The sequence below is a fragment of the Pedobacter antarcticus genome (genome assembly GCF_900103515.1).
Lineage (GTDB): Bacteria > Bacteroidota > Bacteroidia > Sphingobacteriales > Sphingobacteriaceae > Pedobacter > Pedobacter antarcticus.
Genome location: NZ_FNGZ01000012.1, coordinates 87,849 through 105,116, shown reverse-complemented (window position 1 = coordinate 105,116; position 17,268 = coordinate 87,849). Strand labels below are relative to the sequence as shown.

The following is a 17,268-nucleotide window of genomic DNA, read 5'->3' as shown; positions in this document are numbered from 1 at the left end:
TCCAGTTTCGTATGGTACTCCTTGAGCTGATATTGTATACGATAACGGCTTCCTTTATACTCATCCCCCCATGGATAGCTCGAACAATCGATCGTTTTTCTGCAGTACTGTGAAGCTTGCGTTTATGCAAAATTGAACTGTACTTGTCCAACCACATCCCAAGGGTTTCTCCGGTCATTTTATAAGTCTTTATCAGATCCCTCCGGGGCGTCCCTTCTTCGGCCAGCTTAACAACATGAGCGATCAGTCGCTTGTCAAACTTCTGATTTTTACTCGTTCTTTCTGAGTAGAACAACTCTTCTTCTCTTTCCATACACTGTTTTATAGTGTATAGCTTTTTCAGGAATGGACAAAAAGTTTTACCTGCAGTTGCCAATCAGCTCCAGGAGCACTTTGGTTTGCTGTTCCAGTAAACTATAATTTTTATTGGCGGTGATTTCTTTTGTGATCAGTTTACTTCCCATTCCTACTGCACAGACACCGGCCTGAAACCAGGAAGTGATGTTTTCCTGTGTGGTATCTACACCGCCGGTAGGAATAAATAGCTGGCCTGGGAATAATTCTTTAATGGCAGACATAAAACCTGTACCCAGGACATTTGCAGGAAATAATTTAATGAGCATAGCCTCATTTTGCTGTGCTAAATGGATTTCAGTAGGTGTCATACAGCCGGGAACCCATAGCAGGCCAGCAGCATTCACTACAGATGCAACCTCGGCGCTTACTATTGGTGAAACGATAAAGTCTGCGCCTTCGTTAATAAACGCTTCGGCATCCTGCGGAGTTTTGATGGTGCCGATACCCAGATGCAAATCTGGCATTTCACGCTTTGCAAGGCCGGACAGGTAGCTGAAGTTTTTCAATGCCGCATGTCCGCGATTTGTATATTCTACTATTCTTACTCCGGCATTGTACATTGCCTGAAGTATTGCAGCCGACTCTTCCTGACTCTCCAGATAGTATAGCGGCAATAAGCCCTGTTGTTTAAGCGTAGCTAAAATAGCTTCTTTATTTTTTTTCATGAGGAAGAATTGAATCGTAAATGTCGGCAGCCCTAGTGCTTGTTGCATCGCTGGCTATAAACAATTTGTTAAAGGCAGCTGCGGTTGCGAAGTCAAGGCTTTCCTGCGCTGGTTTTTGTTGATTGATGCTGTAGATCAGGCCTGCCATAAAGCAGTCACCGCTGCCTACCTTATCTACAATTTCTTCAGTCTGGTAAGTGGCCGAATGATAGAAACCATTTGCGGTATGCAGACTGGTAAAATATTTCACACCTTTCTCTCCCGCATCAAAGCGGAAGGTATTGGCGATTACTTTACATTTCGGAAATTGCCTGCGGATTTCCCTTGAACTTAGTTCTGCTTGGCTAAGATATTCCGCCTTCGTCTTATCCTGAAAATCCAGAGGAATCGGAATAGCTAACATCCGTTCTGCTGCCCAGATATTACCCATAATCAGATCGCAGTATGCAGCAAGTCCAGGCATAATATCTGCCGGCTGTTTGCCATATTGCCAGAGTTTGGCCCTGTAATTAAGGTCAAGTGAAATGAAGATTCCATTTGCAGAAGCATATTTTAAAGCTTCCAGACAAACTTCGGCAGCAGATGCGCTCACTGCAGGACAAATAGCACTGAAATGAAACCAGGAAACTCCTTTAAAGACCGCAGACCAGTCTATAGTACCGGGCTGAAGCGTTGCAAACGATGAATTTGCTCGGTCGTAGATGACACCTGCATTTTTAACATCCGTTCCTTGTGGAAGATAGTAAATGCCTACACGCTCACCCCGAGCCAGAATTTTATCGGTTCCAATTCCCTTGCCTGCAATTGAATTCTTCAATTGTTCGGCCAGGATATTATCGGGTAAAGCAGTAAAATAGGTCACAGGAATTTCCCATAGAGACAGAGCGGTCGCTACATTTAGCTCTGCACCTCCTAAAAAGCAGGGTAGCTGATGAGTATTCAGCCATGCTCCACCGGCATCCGGACTCATTCTGAGTAGGAGCTCTCCGAAACATAGGACCCCTTTTCCAGCAGGATCAAATTCAATCATATTTAAGATATTAACCATATTTAAGACGACGGATTGCCTGCCCGGAAGTTAAAATAATTTTTAGCATTGTAATAGCAAATATCCTGTACAATTTTACCGATCCAGGCGATGTCGTTCGGCAATTCACCGTTTTCCACATCGTCGCCAAAGAGATTGCATAAAATTCTTCTGAAATACTCATGACGCGGAAAGGAAAGGAAACTGCGGGAATCGGTTAGCATACCAACCAGTTTACTCAGCAAACCCATGTTCGATAAGACATTGAGCTGGTCAATCATACCGTCTTTCTGATCATTAAACCACCAGGCAGAACCAAATTGGACCTTACCTGCTACAGAGCCATCATTAAAGTTTCCAATCATTGCAGCGATCATCGCGTTATCCGAGGGATTTAAATTATAGATAATCGTTTTGGCAAGACGGTTATCCAGATCCAGTTTACCCAGGAACCTGGATAATGCACTTGCCTGACTGAAATCACCGATTGAATCCCAGCCTGTATCTGGACCGAGCTGACGCAATGCACGGAGATTGTTATTGCGTAGGGCACCTAAATGATATTGCTGCACCCAACCCTTTTCGTGGTCCCAAAGGGCAAACTGGAAGAGCATAGCAGACTTGAACTTGAGTTTTTCTGAAGACGATAAACTTTGCTGGCTGCGAATCTTAATAAAAATATTGCTGATCTCGCTGTCTGTATAATCTTCAGCATAGATCTGCTCCAGACCATGATCCGAAACCGTACAGTCATTAGCTGCAAAATAATCATGACGCGATTTAAGTGCTTTCAGATAGGTATCGTAGTCCGTTACGGAAATATTACTGACTGCTTCCAGTTTATCTATATAGGTATTCAGCGCCGTCAGGTCGTCTGCATTCATTGATTTATCTGGTCTGAACGCAGGAGCTACACCAATTTTAAACCCTTCTTTTTTTAGTTGCTGATGGTATGCCAGATCATCCAGCGGATCATCCGTTGTGCAAACCTGTTCCACATTCATTTTCAGCAGCAAGCTCTTTGCTGAAAATTCAGGGGACTGCAGCTTTTCGGTGCAGCTTTCATAAATATGTTTTGCTGTGTCCGGAGATAAGATTTCCTTACAGTCGAAGTATCTTTTTAACTCGAGATGAGTCCAGTGATATAAAGGGTTTCTCAGTGTATAGGGCACGGTCTCTGCCCATTTTTCGAATTTTTCGTAATCTGTTTTATTACCCGTGACATAAGCTTCGTCTACGCCGTTTGCACGCAGGGCACGCCATTTATAATGGTCGCCATATAACCAGATCTGGGTTAGATTGCCATAACGTGTGTCTTTCGCGATATCTTGCTGCGGCAGATGACAGTGGTAATCTATAATAGGCATGTGGCTGGCATATTCATGATATAACCTTTGCGCAGTTTTGGTCTTTAATAAAAAGTTATCATCTAAAAATTCTTTCATTTGATTTTTCTTGAGCTTTAATGAAATCCGTTGTCTTATGACTTGAGCTGACGGCTAATAGCCAGTTCCAGGCCTCGTAATTCTGCCAGACCTCTTAAGCGTCCGATAGCAGAATATCCCGGGTTTGTTTTCTTATGCAGGTCATCCAGCATTTTATGTCCATGGTCTGGTCTGAATGGCATGCGGGTATCGGTCCGGCCTGCTGCGATCCGGTCCTGCTGCTGTTCGAGTAAAGCTTTCATTACTGCATACATATCAACATCGCCATCCAGGTGATTAGCTTCATGAAAATTGCCTTGCTCATCTCTGCTGGTGCTTCTGAGGTGAATAAAATGTATTCTTTCACCCAGGCGTTTCACCATACCCGGCAAATCGTTGTCTTCCCTTACACCGAAAGAACCGGTGCAGAAAGTCAGACCATTGTTGGGCGAAGGAACAGCCTCGTAAATTGCCTGAATGTCTGCTTCCGTGCTTACTACGCGCGGTAGACCCAGGATAGGATAAGGTGGGTCATCCGGGTGAATGCAGAGCAGTACACCTGCCTGTTCGGCTGCTGGAACAACTTCCTTCAGGAATGAAATGAGATTATCACGCAGTATTTCCGGGCTAATTTTATCATAACCCTGCAAAACGGTCAGGAATTCGGTTAAAGTATAACCTTCTTCGGATCCTGGCAGACCTGCAATTATGTTTTTGACCAATAATTGCTGTTCGGCATCCGATTTACTTTTAATCCAGTCTTCTGCACTTTTTTTCTGCTGCGCTGTATAGCTGATTGCCGCGCCGGGTCTTTTCAGCAGGAACAATTCAAATGCAGCAAATGCAGCCGCCTCGAAACGTAAAGCTGTAGATCCATCGGGCATCAGATAATCCAGGTCTGTACGGGTCCAGTCCAGTACGGGCATGAAATTATAACAAACGATATTAATACCACATGCCCCCAGGTTCAGCAAAGATGTTTTATAGTTTTCGATATACTGGCGGAAATTTCCGGTTCTTGTTTTAATGTCCTCATGTACCGGGACACTTTCAACGACCGACCAGTTTAAACCAGCAGTCTTAATCAGTTCCTGTCTTTGCAGAATTTCTTCCTTTGTCCAGATTTCTCCGTTTTTAAGATGATGCAGAGCAGTTACTATTCCTGTAGCACCTGCCTGTCTAACATCACTCAATGATACCGGGTCTTGTGGTCCATACCACCTCCAGGTTTGTTCCAAACTCATATTAATCTATTTTATACGCCGCCAAATGCAGCAAAACCGCCATCAACATTAATTACCGTCCCCGTTACAAACTTAGAGGCATCACTTAAGAGCCAGATCAATGCACCTTCTAATTCGTCAGGTTGACCAAATCTTTTAAACGGCGTTTGTTTAATCACTAATTTACCTCTTTCTGTATAGCTTTGGTCAGGGAGCGTCAGCAATCTTCTGTTCTGTTCTGTGATAAAAAAGCCAGGTGCTATAGCATTCATACGCAGCTTATCACCATATCTGTTAGAGAGTTCTACGGCAAACCATTTGGTATAGGAATCCAGCGCTGCTTTCGCAATACTGTAGCCCATTACTTTCGTAATAGCCCTTTGCGAGGTCATGGATGAGATATTTACAATACTTCCACTTTTCGCTTTGGCAATTTCTTCTCCGAATACCTGGGTTGCTTGTACTGTGCCTAATAAATTAAGATTCAGTACTTTACTGAAAGCCTCCAGATCCAGGCTGAACAAGTTGTCTTCGGGCTCTATAACTGCTCCGGCCATATTGCCTCCTGCTGCATTGACCAGCCCGTCTATATGACCGTATTTTTCCAGGATAACTTTTTTTGCTGATTCCAGGCTTTCCATGTCCATCACATCGGCCACAACGGCCATTGCATTTCCGCCCTCAGCGTTAATTTTTTCAGCTCTTTGATTCGCAATTTCGCTGTTTCTTCCAATGATTACAACTGTTCCGCCCATGGCGTGAATACAATTCACGAAGGATTCACCAAGAATTCCGGTTCCGCCAGTGACCACTATTACTTTATCTTTTAACGATCCGAAGTCCATATTTCGTTGATTAAGGGTTTAAATTTTCAATTGGTTTCATATTTCTGGTGAGTAGCTGAATAATGGCCCAGGCTAAAAAGTAGGCGCAGCCGCTAATAATAAATAGAATGTTATAGCCCGCTGTGATATTGCCCAAACCTTTATAATAAGCTAAAAGCGTTCCTACAAAGATTGGAAAAAGTGTAGATGCAATAGAACCGGACATACCTCCGATTCCAACTACCGTGCTCACTGCATTTTTCGGGAACATATCCGATACAATGGTGAAGATATTTGCGCTCCAGGCCTGATGGGCTGCGGTAACCAGACTAATAATTCCTACCACGACCCAGATATCGTCCATCATACGGACCAGAAATATCGGCGTAACAACAATAGCGACGATTAGAAGCGTTGTTTTACGGGCTTTTAGTACCGGCCAGCCGATTTTAATGAAGTAAGAAGACAAATATCCCCCTCCAATACTACCCAGGGTTGTTGCAGCGTAAACAACGGCAAGCTGCAAACTCGGTTTGGTTAGATCCAGGGCGAAGGTATCTGCAAAATAAGAAGGAAGCCAGAACAAGAAAAACCACCAGATTGGGTCGGTGAGCACTTTTCCTACTATGAAAACCCATGTTTGTTTCAGGCGGAGTAATTGACCCCATTTTAGCTTGACCGGGTTTTCCTCTATTGCTTCATTGTCACTCAGGATATAATCCAATTCGGGTTGTTTAAGGCGTTTTTGTTTGGTCGGGATTTCGTAGAATATCCACCAGAATATTAACCAGATAAACCCGATTGCCCCGGTGATCACAAAAGCTTCCTGCCAGCCGTATAAACCCAGAAGCCAGGGCACTATTATCGGGGCTATTACCGCTCCTATACTGGTTCCGGAATTGAAAATACCTGTGGCCAATGCCCGCTCTCTTTTAGGGAACCACTCGGCGACGGCCTTTACACCTGCAGGGAAATTACCTGATTCTGCCAGTCCTAAAAGACCTCTTACAAAACCAAAACCTACGGTGCCTTTTACAAAAGCATGCAGAATAGCGGCAATGCTCCATACGAGTACAGAAACTCCGTAGCCGATTTTTGAACCCACTTTGTCGATAAAACTGCCGAAGAGCACATAACCCAGCGCATACATACCGGCAAAGACCATGACGATATAACCATAGTCGGCTTCGGTCCAGTGAAATTCTTTCTCCAGGGTTGGCTTGAGTAAACCAATTACCTGTCTGTCAATATAATTAATAGTTGTGGCAAAGAACAGTAAGGCGCAGACTACCCAACGATAATTTCCAGTTTTAACTTTTTCCATGATATGTTGCTGTATTTAAGGATAAAAGATGATTACAAAGCTGTAATTGTGACTTCTGCACCTTTACGTTCTGCAGATACGTAACCTGCATAAATGGTAGCCATTACATCGGCGGCGAGACTGCTGTTACTTTCTATAGGCGTTCCATATACTGCAGAACGGTAGAAAGCATCCATCTCATGCTGATAACCATTAAACCATCCTTCATCTGGAGAGATTGAGGACCAGCCTTCTTTGGTTTCGGTTTTTTCTACAACATAAACATCCTTAAAATTAGTACCGTTCGGTGTATATGCCTGCATGGCATCATTTGGGGCAATATTGCAAATCGTCCTGTGATTATTGGTGTTTACTTCCAGCCGGTTTTTGACACCACCCAGTACAAGTTCGCTGGCAAACAGATTAGCAACAGTCCCGTCTTCAAATACAATATGTACCATTGCCAGGTCTTCTATATCCTTATAAGTAGTTTGCAAATGACCCTGGTCCTGATAACCCGGCATACGTGTTATTGCATGTGTACGTGAAGAAACTGTTTTCGGTCGGATTGGGTTTCCATTGCGGACCCTGCCTTCCACGTGTTTCAGATAAATAGCAGCAGTGATCGGATGACACCCTTTACCGACCATAGAGCCTCCGCCAGAGTATTTCCATTGTCCGTAGGCTAATGAATGAGACCCCGAATGAGACTGCTCACCCAGCATCCAAATGATTTGCGCACCTGTTTTTTCGAGTAGTTCTCTTTCTTTTTGAATGGCGGGGGCATAAACCCAGTTCTCAGCATACATGATTTTGCCGCTGCTTGCTTTTTCCGCATCGAGCATTCTCTTCAGGCTTTCTAAAGTATGGGAGAGACCGGTTTCCCTTGGAAACAGATCGCCGTTAAAATTTGCAGTGCCGTCACCAAAATAACCGGTAAAAGGTTTTTCTACGATAACATGCTTGTTTTTTGCCAGAATAGCTATAACGAGTGGCTCATGTGATACCGGGGGAGTACAGACGTGCAGGACATCGCAATCATCAATGAGCTCTTCGAGATTTGTATAGGCTTTGATTTCGCGTTTTTCTGCGAATTGTTGTAACTCTTCAGTGCCGGTAGAATAGGCGCCGGCGACTTCAACCTGGGTACTAAACACCCGTTTAAGTGCGTCATAGTGGAATCGTGCGGCAAAACCGGACCCAATTATCCCGGCCTTAGTGATTCTTTTGTTCATAGCTTTATATTTGGTCAATATGGATGCGGGTCTTTTGCAGATTCCAGGTATTCATAAGATACTGCAAACGATTGCATACGCATAATTATGTAAAATAATTAGCATATCAAAAAGAATCGGGAACAAAATTTTGTTTCTTTATGAAGATAGCTCCGAAAACGTTGATGTTCTTTTGATCAGTTCAACCGGTGTAGTGAGCGAAAGAAAACTGCGTTGATTGTCTTGATTATGAATAAGATCCATAATTAATTTAGCGACGCCTTCGCCCATCAGATGCGGAAACTGTTCCACCGATGTAATCTCGGGTCTGGAAATTTCAGTACGGCTATCATTCGCGTAACCGGACACTTTAAGGTTTTTCGGAACAGAAATCCCATTTACTCTGGCAAATTCCAGTACGGCCAGTGCTGCAGTATCATTACAGGCAAAAATTGCGTCAGGAACCTGTTCGTTTTTAAATAAGGTTTCGCAGCTCTGCAGGGTGTTTTCTTTGTTTAATTCGTGGAAAAAGACCAGGTTTTCATCATAAGGAATCTGAAATTCATTAAGAGCCTCTTTATAACCATTCAGACGTTGCAAGTAGATACTACAGCTAAGTGGCCCGCTGATATGCGCGATCCGTTTGCATCCCTGTTCCACTAAATGCTTCGTTACCTGATAACCACCACTAAATTCATCGCCGACAATTTTATGGCAGGCTTTGTCAATAGGCACCCGGTCATAAAATACAACAGGCACACCACCTACAGCACTTTTATCGAAGACGGAATAATCTTTAGTATAGAGCGTGGTAGAGACAATTAAACCTTCTACCTGTGTGGCCATCAATAATTTAACTAAGGTTTTCTCCAGCTCAGGCGATTCATTTGATTGAAATATCATCAAATTATAACCATCTGTGTGCAGCTTATTCTGAATGGCGGTAATCACTGCAGCCTGGAAAGACATGGAGATGCGGGGAACGATAAGGCCGATGGTTTTAGACCGGCTGCTTCTGAGTGCTGCAGCAAGTGCATTATACCTGTAACCCAGCTTTTCAGCTGCATTTTTTACTTTAAGTTTGGTTTCTTCACTAATATGGGGATGATCACTTAAGGCTCGGGATACAGAGGATACAGACATCCCTACTTCCAGGGCTATGTCCTTAATGGTGACTTGCTGTTGCTTTTTCATATTTATGCAATCGTTCTCAAAACGATCATTATTCAAATATAAAAATAAAGTTACACAAATTGATCATGCTTCATAATGTACGCTGTAGATTGATTTGGCTGAACTAATGTTTTTTATGTTAATCTAATATCAGTTACGTTAATAATTAGCTGATTATAGGACACATAAATAAGTGCTCAATAATTTTGTTATTCTGAAATTTTTATATAATTATGTATCTGCAATCGTTTGCAGACAATTGCAATAACCAAATATAAGCTGATATCAATATGCAAAAGGAAGGAATTTCAGGGGTATTATACCTTGAAGCTAATATGCTTGCTATGACGGAATTTCGACGCCTTCTGCGATCAAAATCTCTTCTTCCGTGCTTTCCGGATCTCCAAACCACACCTCACCCGCTCTTAATCTCAAACCGAATAAACTTAATGTATGAATCTAAATTTAAAAAAGCCTTTAAAACGGTTTAAAGTAACTAAGGTTGCGATATCCCCTTTAATGTCTGCCCTATTTATTATAGGTATATCAGCAGCATTTACAGGGCAGGTAAGGGCGGCAAACCCAGGCGGCTTCTATATTCAGACTCCGGTTACCGGAGTCGTCAGAGATGGCAGTGGCCAACCAGTTCCGGGCGTAAGCGTGGTTATCAAGGGGTCTAAAACCGGAACTATAACAGATATGAACGGTAAGTTTAGTATCGCTGCCCAACCAAACAGCATATTGGTCTTCTCTTATATAGGTTATATTGCTCAGGAAGTCACTGTCGGCACCAAAACAGCACTGGATGTTAAAATACTGGAAGATGTCGGCAATCTGAACGAGGTTGTGGTAACAGGTTATACGACAGAACAAAAGAAAGATATTCTGGGCTCTGTGAGCATAGTTAATGCTGCCGATCTGCAGTCTACACCCACCGGAAACGTAACCAGTCAGCTGCAAGGACGCTCACCAGGTGTAACGGTAAGTGGTGACGGTAGCCTGGATGGAGGTGCTAAAGTACGTATTCGTGGATTTGGGTCCTTTACAGGTTCCGAACCACTCTACGTAATTGATGGAGTTCCTGTTTCACCCAATACAGCAACTGCAGGTTCAAGGGCAGGGAGTACAACTTCTGCAATCGACAATCTGAATCCTAATGATATTGCATCCGTACAGGTACTAAAAGATGCAGCATCTGCTTCTATTTACGGAGCCCGGGCCGCCAATGGAGTTGTTATTATTACAACGAAAAAAGGAAAATCCGGTGCTGCGAAAGTATCGGTAGATGCTTATACAGGTATAAACTATGTGAGTTCGGGCAGCTTCCCGAAGTTACTGAATGCCCAGCAGATGGGAGATTTATACTGGAAACAAATGGAGGGGGCCTATGCCTCAACCGGTAACCCTGCTTATCAGCCGGGCGGTGCGAGCTGGAAGCATGACCAGTACGGGTCAGGTGCCAGGCCAGTAATTCCTGAGTTTATCTTAGTTAACAACAACGGATCACGTATCGGAGGTGCAGCACTGGAGAAAATGAGAACCAGTGACCCAGCCTTATTTGCATCTCTGACGAACCCAGCTAATTATAATCTGAGGACACACCAGATTGTGAGATCTGCAGATACAGATTGGTTTGATGAAGTTTATAATCCTGCGCCGATCAGCAATATACAAGTAGGTGCGACAGGTGGATCGGATAATGGGAATTATGCGCTGAGTTTAAATTATATGACACGTGAAAATACTGCGGCTAAAACCAATACTTTCGACCGTTATACCTTAAGGGCAAATTCCAATTTCAAAATTAAGGAAAACATCAGGTTTGGTGAAAACATCCAGATTTCATATAGTAAAATGAGTGGAAATAGCAGCCCCGATGGGGCAGGCCCGCGCGCTGCCTGGGTAATGCAACCATTGATTCCTGTTTATGATATTATGGGTAACCCGGCAAGTAGTGCAGCGCCACAGCTGGTTTCTACTAATGATCCGGGACGGAATCCAATCACAGAATCTTACCGGAACCGTTTCGATAACACAGAAAACTACGGTATTTTCGGTAATGTTTATACAGAAGTAGATATCATTAAAGGGTTAACCGCAAGGACATCATTTGGTATAGATTATTCTGCCAGAAATGCGAAAGATGTAAATCCGGTTACCTATGAACACGCGGAGAACACGGCGACAAATTCCATTTCAAACAGAAAGAATTTCAGTAATACCTGGACCTGGTCAAATACCCTGACCTATGCAACAACATTTAAAGAAAAGCATGATTTAAAAGTCCTGGTAGGTACAGAAGCGATTAAATCGTATGCTGAAGATCTGTTTGCTCAACGGTTAGGCTTAGCCCTGAATCTGGAAGATGATCCGAATTTCCAGATTATTAATGCAGGGGTTGGTGCGCAGACCAATTCAGGAGGATTCAGAAGAAGTACTTTATATTCCATGTTTTCCAGAGTAGATTATTCGTATGCCGGAAAATATCTGTTGAATGCGACAGTACGTCGTGATGAATCATCCAAGTTCTCAAAAAACAATCGCGTAGGATATTTTCCTGCAGTCGCAGCGGGTTGGAGAATTAGTTCTGAGGAGTTTATGAAAGACGTTAAATTCCTGACGGACCTGAAGCTACGCGGTAGTTATGGTATTATCGGCAATCAAAGCGGTCTGCCAAATGAAAATCAATACAATGTTTATGTATCCAGCTTAGGACAGGGCTATCCGCTTACAGGCGCACAGTCTGTCGCAAATGACAGTTATACTTTGGGCAGTGTAGGTAATCCCAATGCCAAATGGGAGCAGAATACCACTACAAATATTGGTTTGGATGCATCTATGTTTAACGGAACGGTGAACTTTACAGTAGAGGTTTATCAGAAGAATACGAAAGATCTGCTGGTTCGAAATCAGGCTCCAGTTACCGGTACGATGGCGGTACAGCCTTTTCTTAATGCAGGAGACATGCGAAACAGGGGAATCGACCTGGGAATTTCTAAGAACGGTGAATTTAAGTCTGGTTTCACCTATGATGTAGCATTAACTTTCTCTAAATACAAAAACGAGGTTACCCGAGTTATGGATAATCCTTTAGCAACTATAATCGGTGAATCGACGCGTTTGAACGGAAGTCCGAGTATTACTATGGTTGGACAGCCGATAGGATCTTTCTATGGCTATAAGCTGGACGGATTTTATAATTCCCAGGCAGATGTAGATGTTTTTAATGCAAAATACAATCCGAACGGTACCACTACACCATGGATCCCTGCAGAAGTAGGAAACTGGAAGATCAAAGATGTGAATGGAGATGGAATTATTAATGCACTGGACCGAACCATTCTCGGTAGCCCTCATCCAGATTTCCAAAGCAGTCTGAATCTGTCGGCGGGATATAAAAACTTTGATTTTACAGCCTTTTTATTTTACAGTAAAGGTGGTCAGATCTTTAACCTGAGCCGTTTCAATACCGACTTCAATACTTTTCAGTTTAACAGAAGTGAAAGAATGCTTAAGGAATCATGGACACCGGAATTGGGTAATAATGCTAAACTGCCTAAGCTGAATGTTCTGGATACTTATTCGAATTCAAATGTGACAGATTACTACCTGGAAGACGCCTCTTATCTACGTTTAAAAACTGTGCAGGTAGGTTATACACTTCCAACGCGGCTGGTAAGCAGACTGAAGATGGAAAAAGTGAGAGTCTACGTTCAGGCGCAGAACTTATTTACTGTTTCTAAAGCGACAGTACTGGATCCGGATGCAGGATTAAATGGTGATGTTGATACTTCTATGGGTGTAATTGCCAATACTTTACCGACGCCGAAACAGGTTTTATTTGGTATAAGTGTAGGATTCTAATTTTTGAAAAACAAAAAATAATTTTATGAAAAAGTCTCAATCGATAATATTTATAATGATCTGCTGCAGTATGTTCTTTTCCTGCAGTAAGGACTTCATAGAGCAGGGGCCGGTTGGTTCCTTCCCCGAAAGTGTCCTTAAAACACCTGATGGGATCCGAAAAGCATTAGTTGGTGCTTACTCCTCGCTGAATGGTACCGAAGGCTTAGAGAGGACGCCGGCTCAGGCCCTGTTTGGCAGTATTCGCGGGGGCGAAGCCAACAGGGGTTCCGGGAATGGTGTGCAGCCTCAGATGTCTCAAATACAACGTTTCGAAGTGAATACAAGTAACAGCTCGGTACTTTTGTTTTTCAATCATTTTGCAGATGCAATCGCCCGCACAAATTTGGTGTTAAAGTACCTTCCCCAGGTAGAAGGTATGGATCCGCAGGATGCTAAAAACATCGAAGCGGAAGCTAAATTTTTAAGAGCTCATTATCATTTTATGATGAAAAGGGTATTCAAGAATACGCCATGGCTGGACGTAGAAAGTCTGAATGATCCAAAAGTATCCAACACTGATGATGGTGGTAACTTCATTGATATCTGGCCGAAAATTGCTGCGGATTTCAAATATGCAGTGGATAATCTTCCGCAGACACAAGCTGATTTCGGCAGACCGAATAAATGGGCGGCAAAGGCATATTATGCCAAAACTCTGGTCTATATGGGTAATGAAGGGGATGATGCGAATTATACGCTGGCGAAGGTAGAATTCGACGACTTGATTGCTAATGGTGTAAATGTGAAGGGGCAAAAATATGCGCTGAACCCAAATTATCATGATAATTTCAATACACAGAAAGAGAACGGACCTGAATCTGTCTTCCAGGTTCAGCATTCTGTCAATGACGGAAGTACAAATAATTGGGCAAACGCAAATTTGGAGACACTTTTTACAGGTTTGCAGGCTAGTGATGGCCCGACTTTAGGACGCGGATATGCTTATTTCAACCCCTCCCAATGGTTTGTAAATAAATTCAGAGTAGATGCGAATGGACTGCCTATCTTTAATCACACGGCGCGTAATGCCGCCTTCGTGAAAAATGATGATGGAATTGAATCTACTGCACCATTTACACCTGACGCAGGTTTGATCGACCCAAGGCTGGACTGGACAGTTGGACGCCGTGGTATTCCTTATCTTGATTATGGTTTAATGCCAGGAAAGGCCTGGATTCGCGATCAGGCTTATGGTGGGCCGTATATCAGTAAGAAATTCTTTACATTGAAATCTCGGGAAGGCGTTGATACTGCACCGGGAACGCCATACAATAACCTGAATATTGATATTATTCGTTATGCCGATGTCTTATTATTGGCAGCAGAAGTAGAGGCGCGGATCGGAAGTGAGGCGAAGGCGATGGAATATGTAAATATGGTTCGTAATCGTATGGTAAATAACACAGCTGATCCTGAGAACTGGGTCCTGAGGAATGGTGTACCGGCGGCTAATTATAAAATTGGCTTGTATAGCGCAGGAACTTTTCCGTTCGATAGTAAAACCAATGCTTTAAAAGCTGTTTTCTTTGAGCGTACACTGGAGTTAGGTCTGGAAGGACACAGAGCTTATGATGCAATAAGATTTGGCGCAGAAGATCAGACAACAGATCTGGATGAATTGAATGGTTATCTTCAGTACGAGTCTACTTTGAGAGGATTTGTTTCCGGAGCAAACTATACACGTGCGCCTGATGCTGTTATCCCCATCCCCCAGCAAGCTGTTGAGAACAGTTTTAAAGATGGTAAAATTACCTTGAAACAAAATCCAGGCTATTAAGCGGTAAATACCAATTTATTAGAAATTGTCGCTAATTTGAATTCTGGATTCCATACCAAATATATATTTTAATACAATGAGCTATTTACAACAACCTAACCGAAAATCGAAATGGAGAAAAGGCCTGCTGCTTTGTTCAGTACTTTGCATCAGCAGCCTGTTTTATCAGTGTAAAAATGATGAAATGTCCGCAGAAGCTTCCCTGAAGAAAATGGAGGTTGAAAAGGGTTTTGAGGTGAAACTAGCAGCTTCAGAGCCATTGGTCAGTGCGCCTGTAGCCATGACTTTTGATGACCGTGGCCGGATGTGGGTCGTGGAAATGAACGGGTTTATGCCGGATACGCTTGGTACAGGAGAAGATGCTCCAAGTGGAAAAATAGTAATCCTTGAAGACACCGATCATGATGGGGTTGCAGATAACCGCAAAATATTTCTGGATTCGCTGCAATTGCCGCGGGCCATTTGTCTGATAGAGAACGGAGCGCTCGTAGCTGAGCCTCCGTATTTATGGTATTATGAAATTAAGGGCGATAAAGCAGGTAAAAAGACTTTGGTGGACAGTACTTATGCAGATGACGGTAATGTTGAACATCAGCCGAATGGTCTGCTCAGAGCAATGGACAACTGGATTTATAATGCTAAATCGAGTACGCGATATCGTAAAGTCGGAGATCAATGGAAAAAAGAAAGTACGCATTTCCGGGGACAGTGGGGCGTTTCTCAGGACAACTCCGGAAGACTGTATTATAACCACAATTCTGCCAATATCCTTGGAGATTATTTCACACCTGGATTAGGATCGCAAAATCCGAATCAGAAAGAAATTGCGGGTTATAATGTGGCTGTAGTACCAGATAACAGGGTTTATCCGGCTCATGCTACACCTGGTGTAAACCGTGGTTATATGGAAGGTATTCTGGACAGTAACCAGAGATTGGTGAATTTTACTGCTGCCTGCGGACCACTGATTTACAGGGGCAATTTATTTGGGGAAGCCTATGTACAAAACGGCTTTGTAGCTGAACCGTCGGCCAACCTGATTAAGCGTAATATTTTAAAACAGGAAGATGGTTACATCGTAAGCGGAGAACAAGCTTATCAGGGGAAAGAGTTTTTATCCAGTGTGGACGAGCGGTTTAGGCCGGTTAACCTGAATGATGGTCCTGATGGCGCTTTGTATGTCCTGGATATGTACAGAGGTATTATCCAGCATAAGACCTATCTAACGCCATATTTGAAAAATGAGATCAAAGAACGTAATCTCACTTTGCCGCTGGTTTGCGGAAGAATCTACAGAATAGTACCTGAGGGTGCCAATCCAGTAATGAAAACCATGCCGCAGGACCCGCAGCAGTTAGTCGCAGCACTGGCAGATCCGAATGGATGGATTCGTGATAAAGCACAGCAAATGCTGATTGACCGTAAAAATAAAGATGTCGTACCTGCTTTACAGAAAGCACTGGGCTCATCAAACAAATTGCAGGCTGTACATGCGCTCTGGACATTGGAGGGTTTACATGAATTGACAACCGAAGAAGTTCTGGCAGCAGTTAAGTCTGATTCCTGGGCAATCAGGATGCAGGGATTGAGTGTAATTCCATCGGTTATTAATAAGCAGAATTCCGGTGCTTATATCGCTGCTTTAAATGAAAAAGCCTTAATCGGCGACAAACGTGCTGCACCTTATATTGGGTTTTTAGTACAATTCATTCAGCCTTTAAACCCTAAAGCCGCTTCAGATCTGACCCAGGCGCTGATTAAATTATACGCCAATGATAAATATGTAGCTGGTGCAATTGTAAGTAACCTGAAAGATAAAGAGGCCGCCTTCCACACAGAATTATTAAAAAAGTATCCGGATACGAACCTGGCTATTAATACACAGTTGGCCAAGGTTGCTTTAAATAAGGCAAACGAGTTGCTTAATAAAGATCCGAAGGTTATCGAAGCGCGTTATCCAAAAGGAGTATTGATCTATAAATCTACTTGTCAGACCTGCCACGGACCAGATGGGAACGGAATAAAATCGCTGGCACCGCCGCTGAATAAATCGGAATGGGTTAATGGTAATAAAGACAAATTAATTCCAATTGTACTTTTTGGCCTGACGGGTCCAGTACCCGTAAATGGACATTTGTATACCAAACCTGAGATTATGGCCGATATGCCAGGCATTGGGGCCACTGAAGAGTTTCATGATAAGGATATTGCCGAGTTGCTGAATTATATCCGGAATTCTTGGCAGAATAAAGCATATAAAGTGACTGAAAGCGAAGTTACGGCCATTCGTAATCTATATAAAGGCAGGGATAAAGCCTTCACAGTTGAAGAACTGAGCCGTATTAATTAATAAATTGTATTACCTAATCAAATGT

At 43.0% G+C, this 17,268-nt stretch carries 12 protein-coding genes; 3 read left to right on the top strand and 9 right to left on the bottom strand.

Annotation, left to right across the window (positions count from 1 at the left end):
• From BLR53_RS17745 to BLR53_RS17705, 9 genes are all read right to left on the bottom strand, one after another.
• A partial coding sequence (locus BLR53_RS17745) for a helix-turn-helix domain-containing protein (RefSeq protein WP_139218414.1) occupies positions 1–313 on the bottom strand: 313 nt, incomplete at its 3' end.
• Positions 314–359: 46 nt separating this feature from the next.
• On the bottom strand, positions 360–1,022 hold the full coding sequence (locus BLR53_RS17740) for a beta/alpha barrel domain-containing protein (RefSeq protein ID WP_074591566.1): 663 nt from the start codon (positions 1,020–1,022) through the stop codon (positions 360–362).
• Positions 1,009–2,070, bottom strand: a complete 1,062-nt coding sequence (locus BLR53_RS17735; RefSeq protein ID WP_244889566.1) for a sugar kinase — start codon at positions 2,068–2,070, stop codon at positions 1,009–1,011. Before BLR53_RS17735 ends, BLR53_RS17740 begins: the two co-directional genes overlap by 14 nt.
• Before the next feature lie 2 nt (positions 2,071–2,072).
• Positions 2,073–3,494 (bottom strand): glucuronate isomerase, encoded by a 1,422-nt coding sequence (gene uxaC, locus BLR53_RS17730; protein ID WP_074591563.1) that lies wholly within the window; start codon positions 3,492–3,494, stop codon positions 2,073–2,075.
• Positions 3,495–3,529: 35 nt separating this feature from the next.
• Complete coding sequence (gene uxuA / locus BLR53_RS17725; protein ID WP_037439986.1) at positions 3,530–4,717, bottom strand: mannonate dehydratase; 1,188 nt, start codon at positions 4,715–4,717, stop codon at positions 3,530–3,532.
• 11 nt (positions 4,718–4,728) lie between these two features.
• Positions 4,729–5,541, bottom strand: coding sequence for an SDR family oxidoreductase (locus BLR53_RS17720; RefSeq protein ID WP_037439984.1), 813 nt, complete (start codon positions 5,539–5,541; stop codon positions 4,729–4,731).
• A gap of 10 nt (positions 5,542–5,551) precedes the next feature.
• Positions 5,552–6,844 carry an MFS transporter gene (locus tag BLR53_RS17715; RefSeq protein ID WP_037439982.1) on the bottom strand — a complete coding sequence of 431 codons (1,293 nt, stop codon included), beginning with the start codon at positions 6,842–6,844 and terminating at the stop codon, positions 5,552–5,554.
• Between the two features lie 32 nt (positions 6,845–6,876).
• Entirely contained in the window at positions 6,877–8,076 is a 1,200-nt protein-coding gene (locus BLR53_RS17710; RefSeq protein ID WP_280513391.1) for a Gfo/Idh/MocA family protein, read from the bottom strand.
• A 120-nt stretch (positions 8,077–8,196) separates the two neighbouring features.
• A complete protein-coding gene (locus BLR53_RS17705; RefSeq protein ID WP_074591558.1) occupies positions 8,197–9,231 on the bottom strand; it encodes a LacI family DNA-binding transcriptional regulator in 1,035 nt (344 codons plus the stop codon).
• Positions 9,232–9,663: 432 nt separating this feature from the next.
• Between BLR53_RS17705 and BLR53_RS17700 the strand changes: the two genes are divergently transcribed.
• The 3 genes from BLR53_RS17700 (at position 9,664) to BLR53_RS17690 (ending at position 17,243) form a co-directional block, all read left to right on the top strand.
• Positions 9,664–13,074, top strand: a complete 3,411-nt coding sequence (locus BLR53_RS17700) for a SusC/RagA family TonB-linked outer membrane protein (protein ID WP_083332123.1) — start codon at positions 9,664–9,666, stop codon at positions 13,072–13,074.
• Positions 13,075–13,099: 25 nt separating this feature from the next.
• Positions 13,100–14,893 carry a RagB/SusD family nutrient uptake outer membrane protein gene (locus BLR53_RS17695; protein ID WP_074591556.1) on the top strand — a complete coding sequence of 598 codons (1,794 nt, stop codon included), beginning with the start codon at positions 13,100–13,102 and terminating at the stop codon, positions 14,891–14,893.
• Between the two features lie 76 nt (positions 14,894–14,969).
• Positions 14,970–17,243 (top strand): DUF7133 domain-containing protein, encoded by a 2,274-nt coding sequence (locus BLR53_RS17690; protein ID WP_037439973.1) that lies wholly within the window; start codon positions 14,970–14,972, stop codon positions 17,241–17,243.
• The last annotated feature ends 25 nt before the right edge of the window (positions 17,244–17,268 follow it).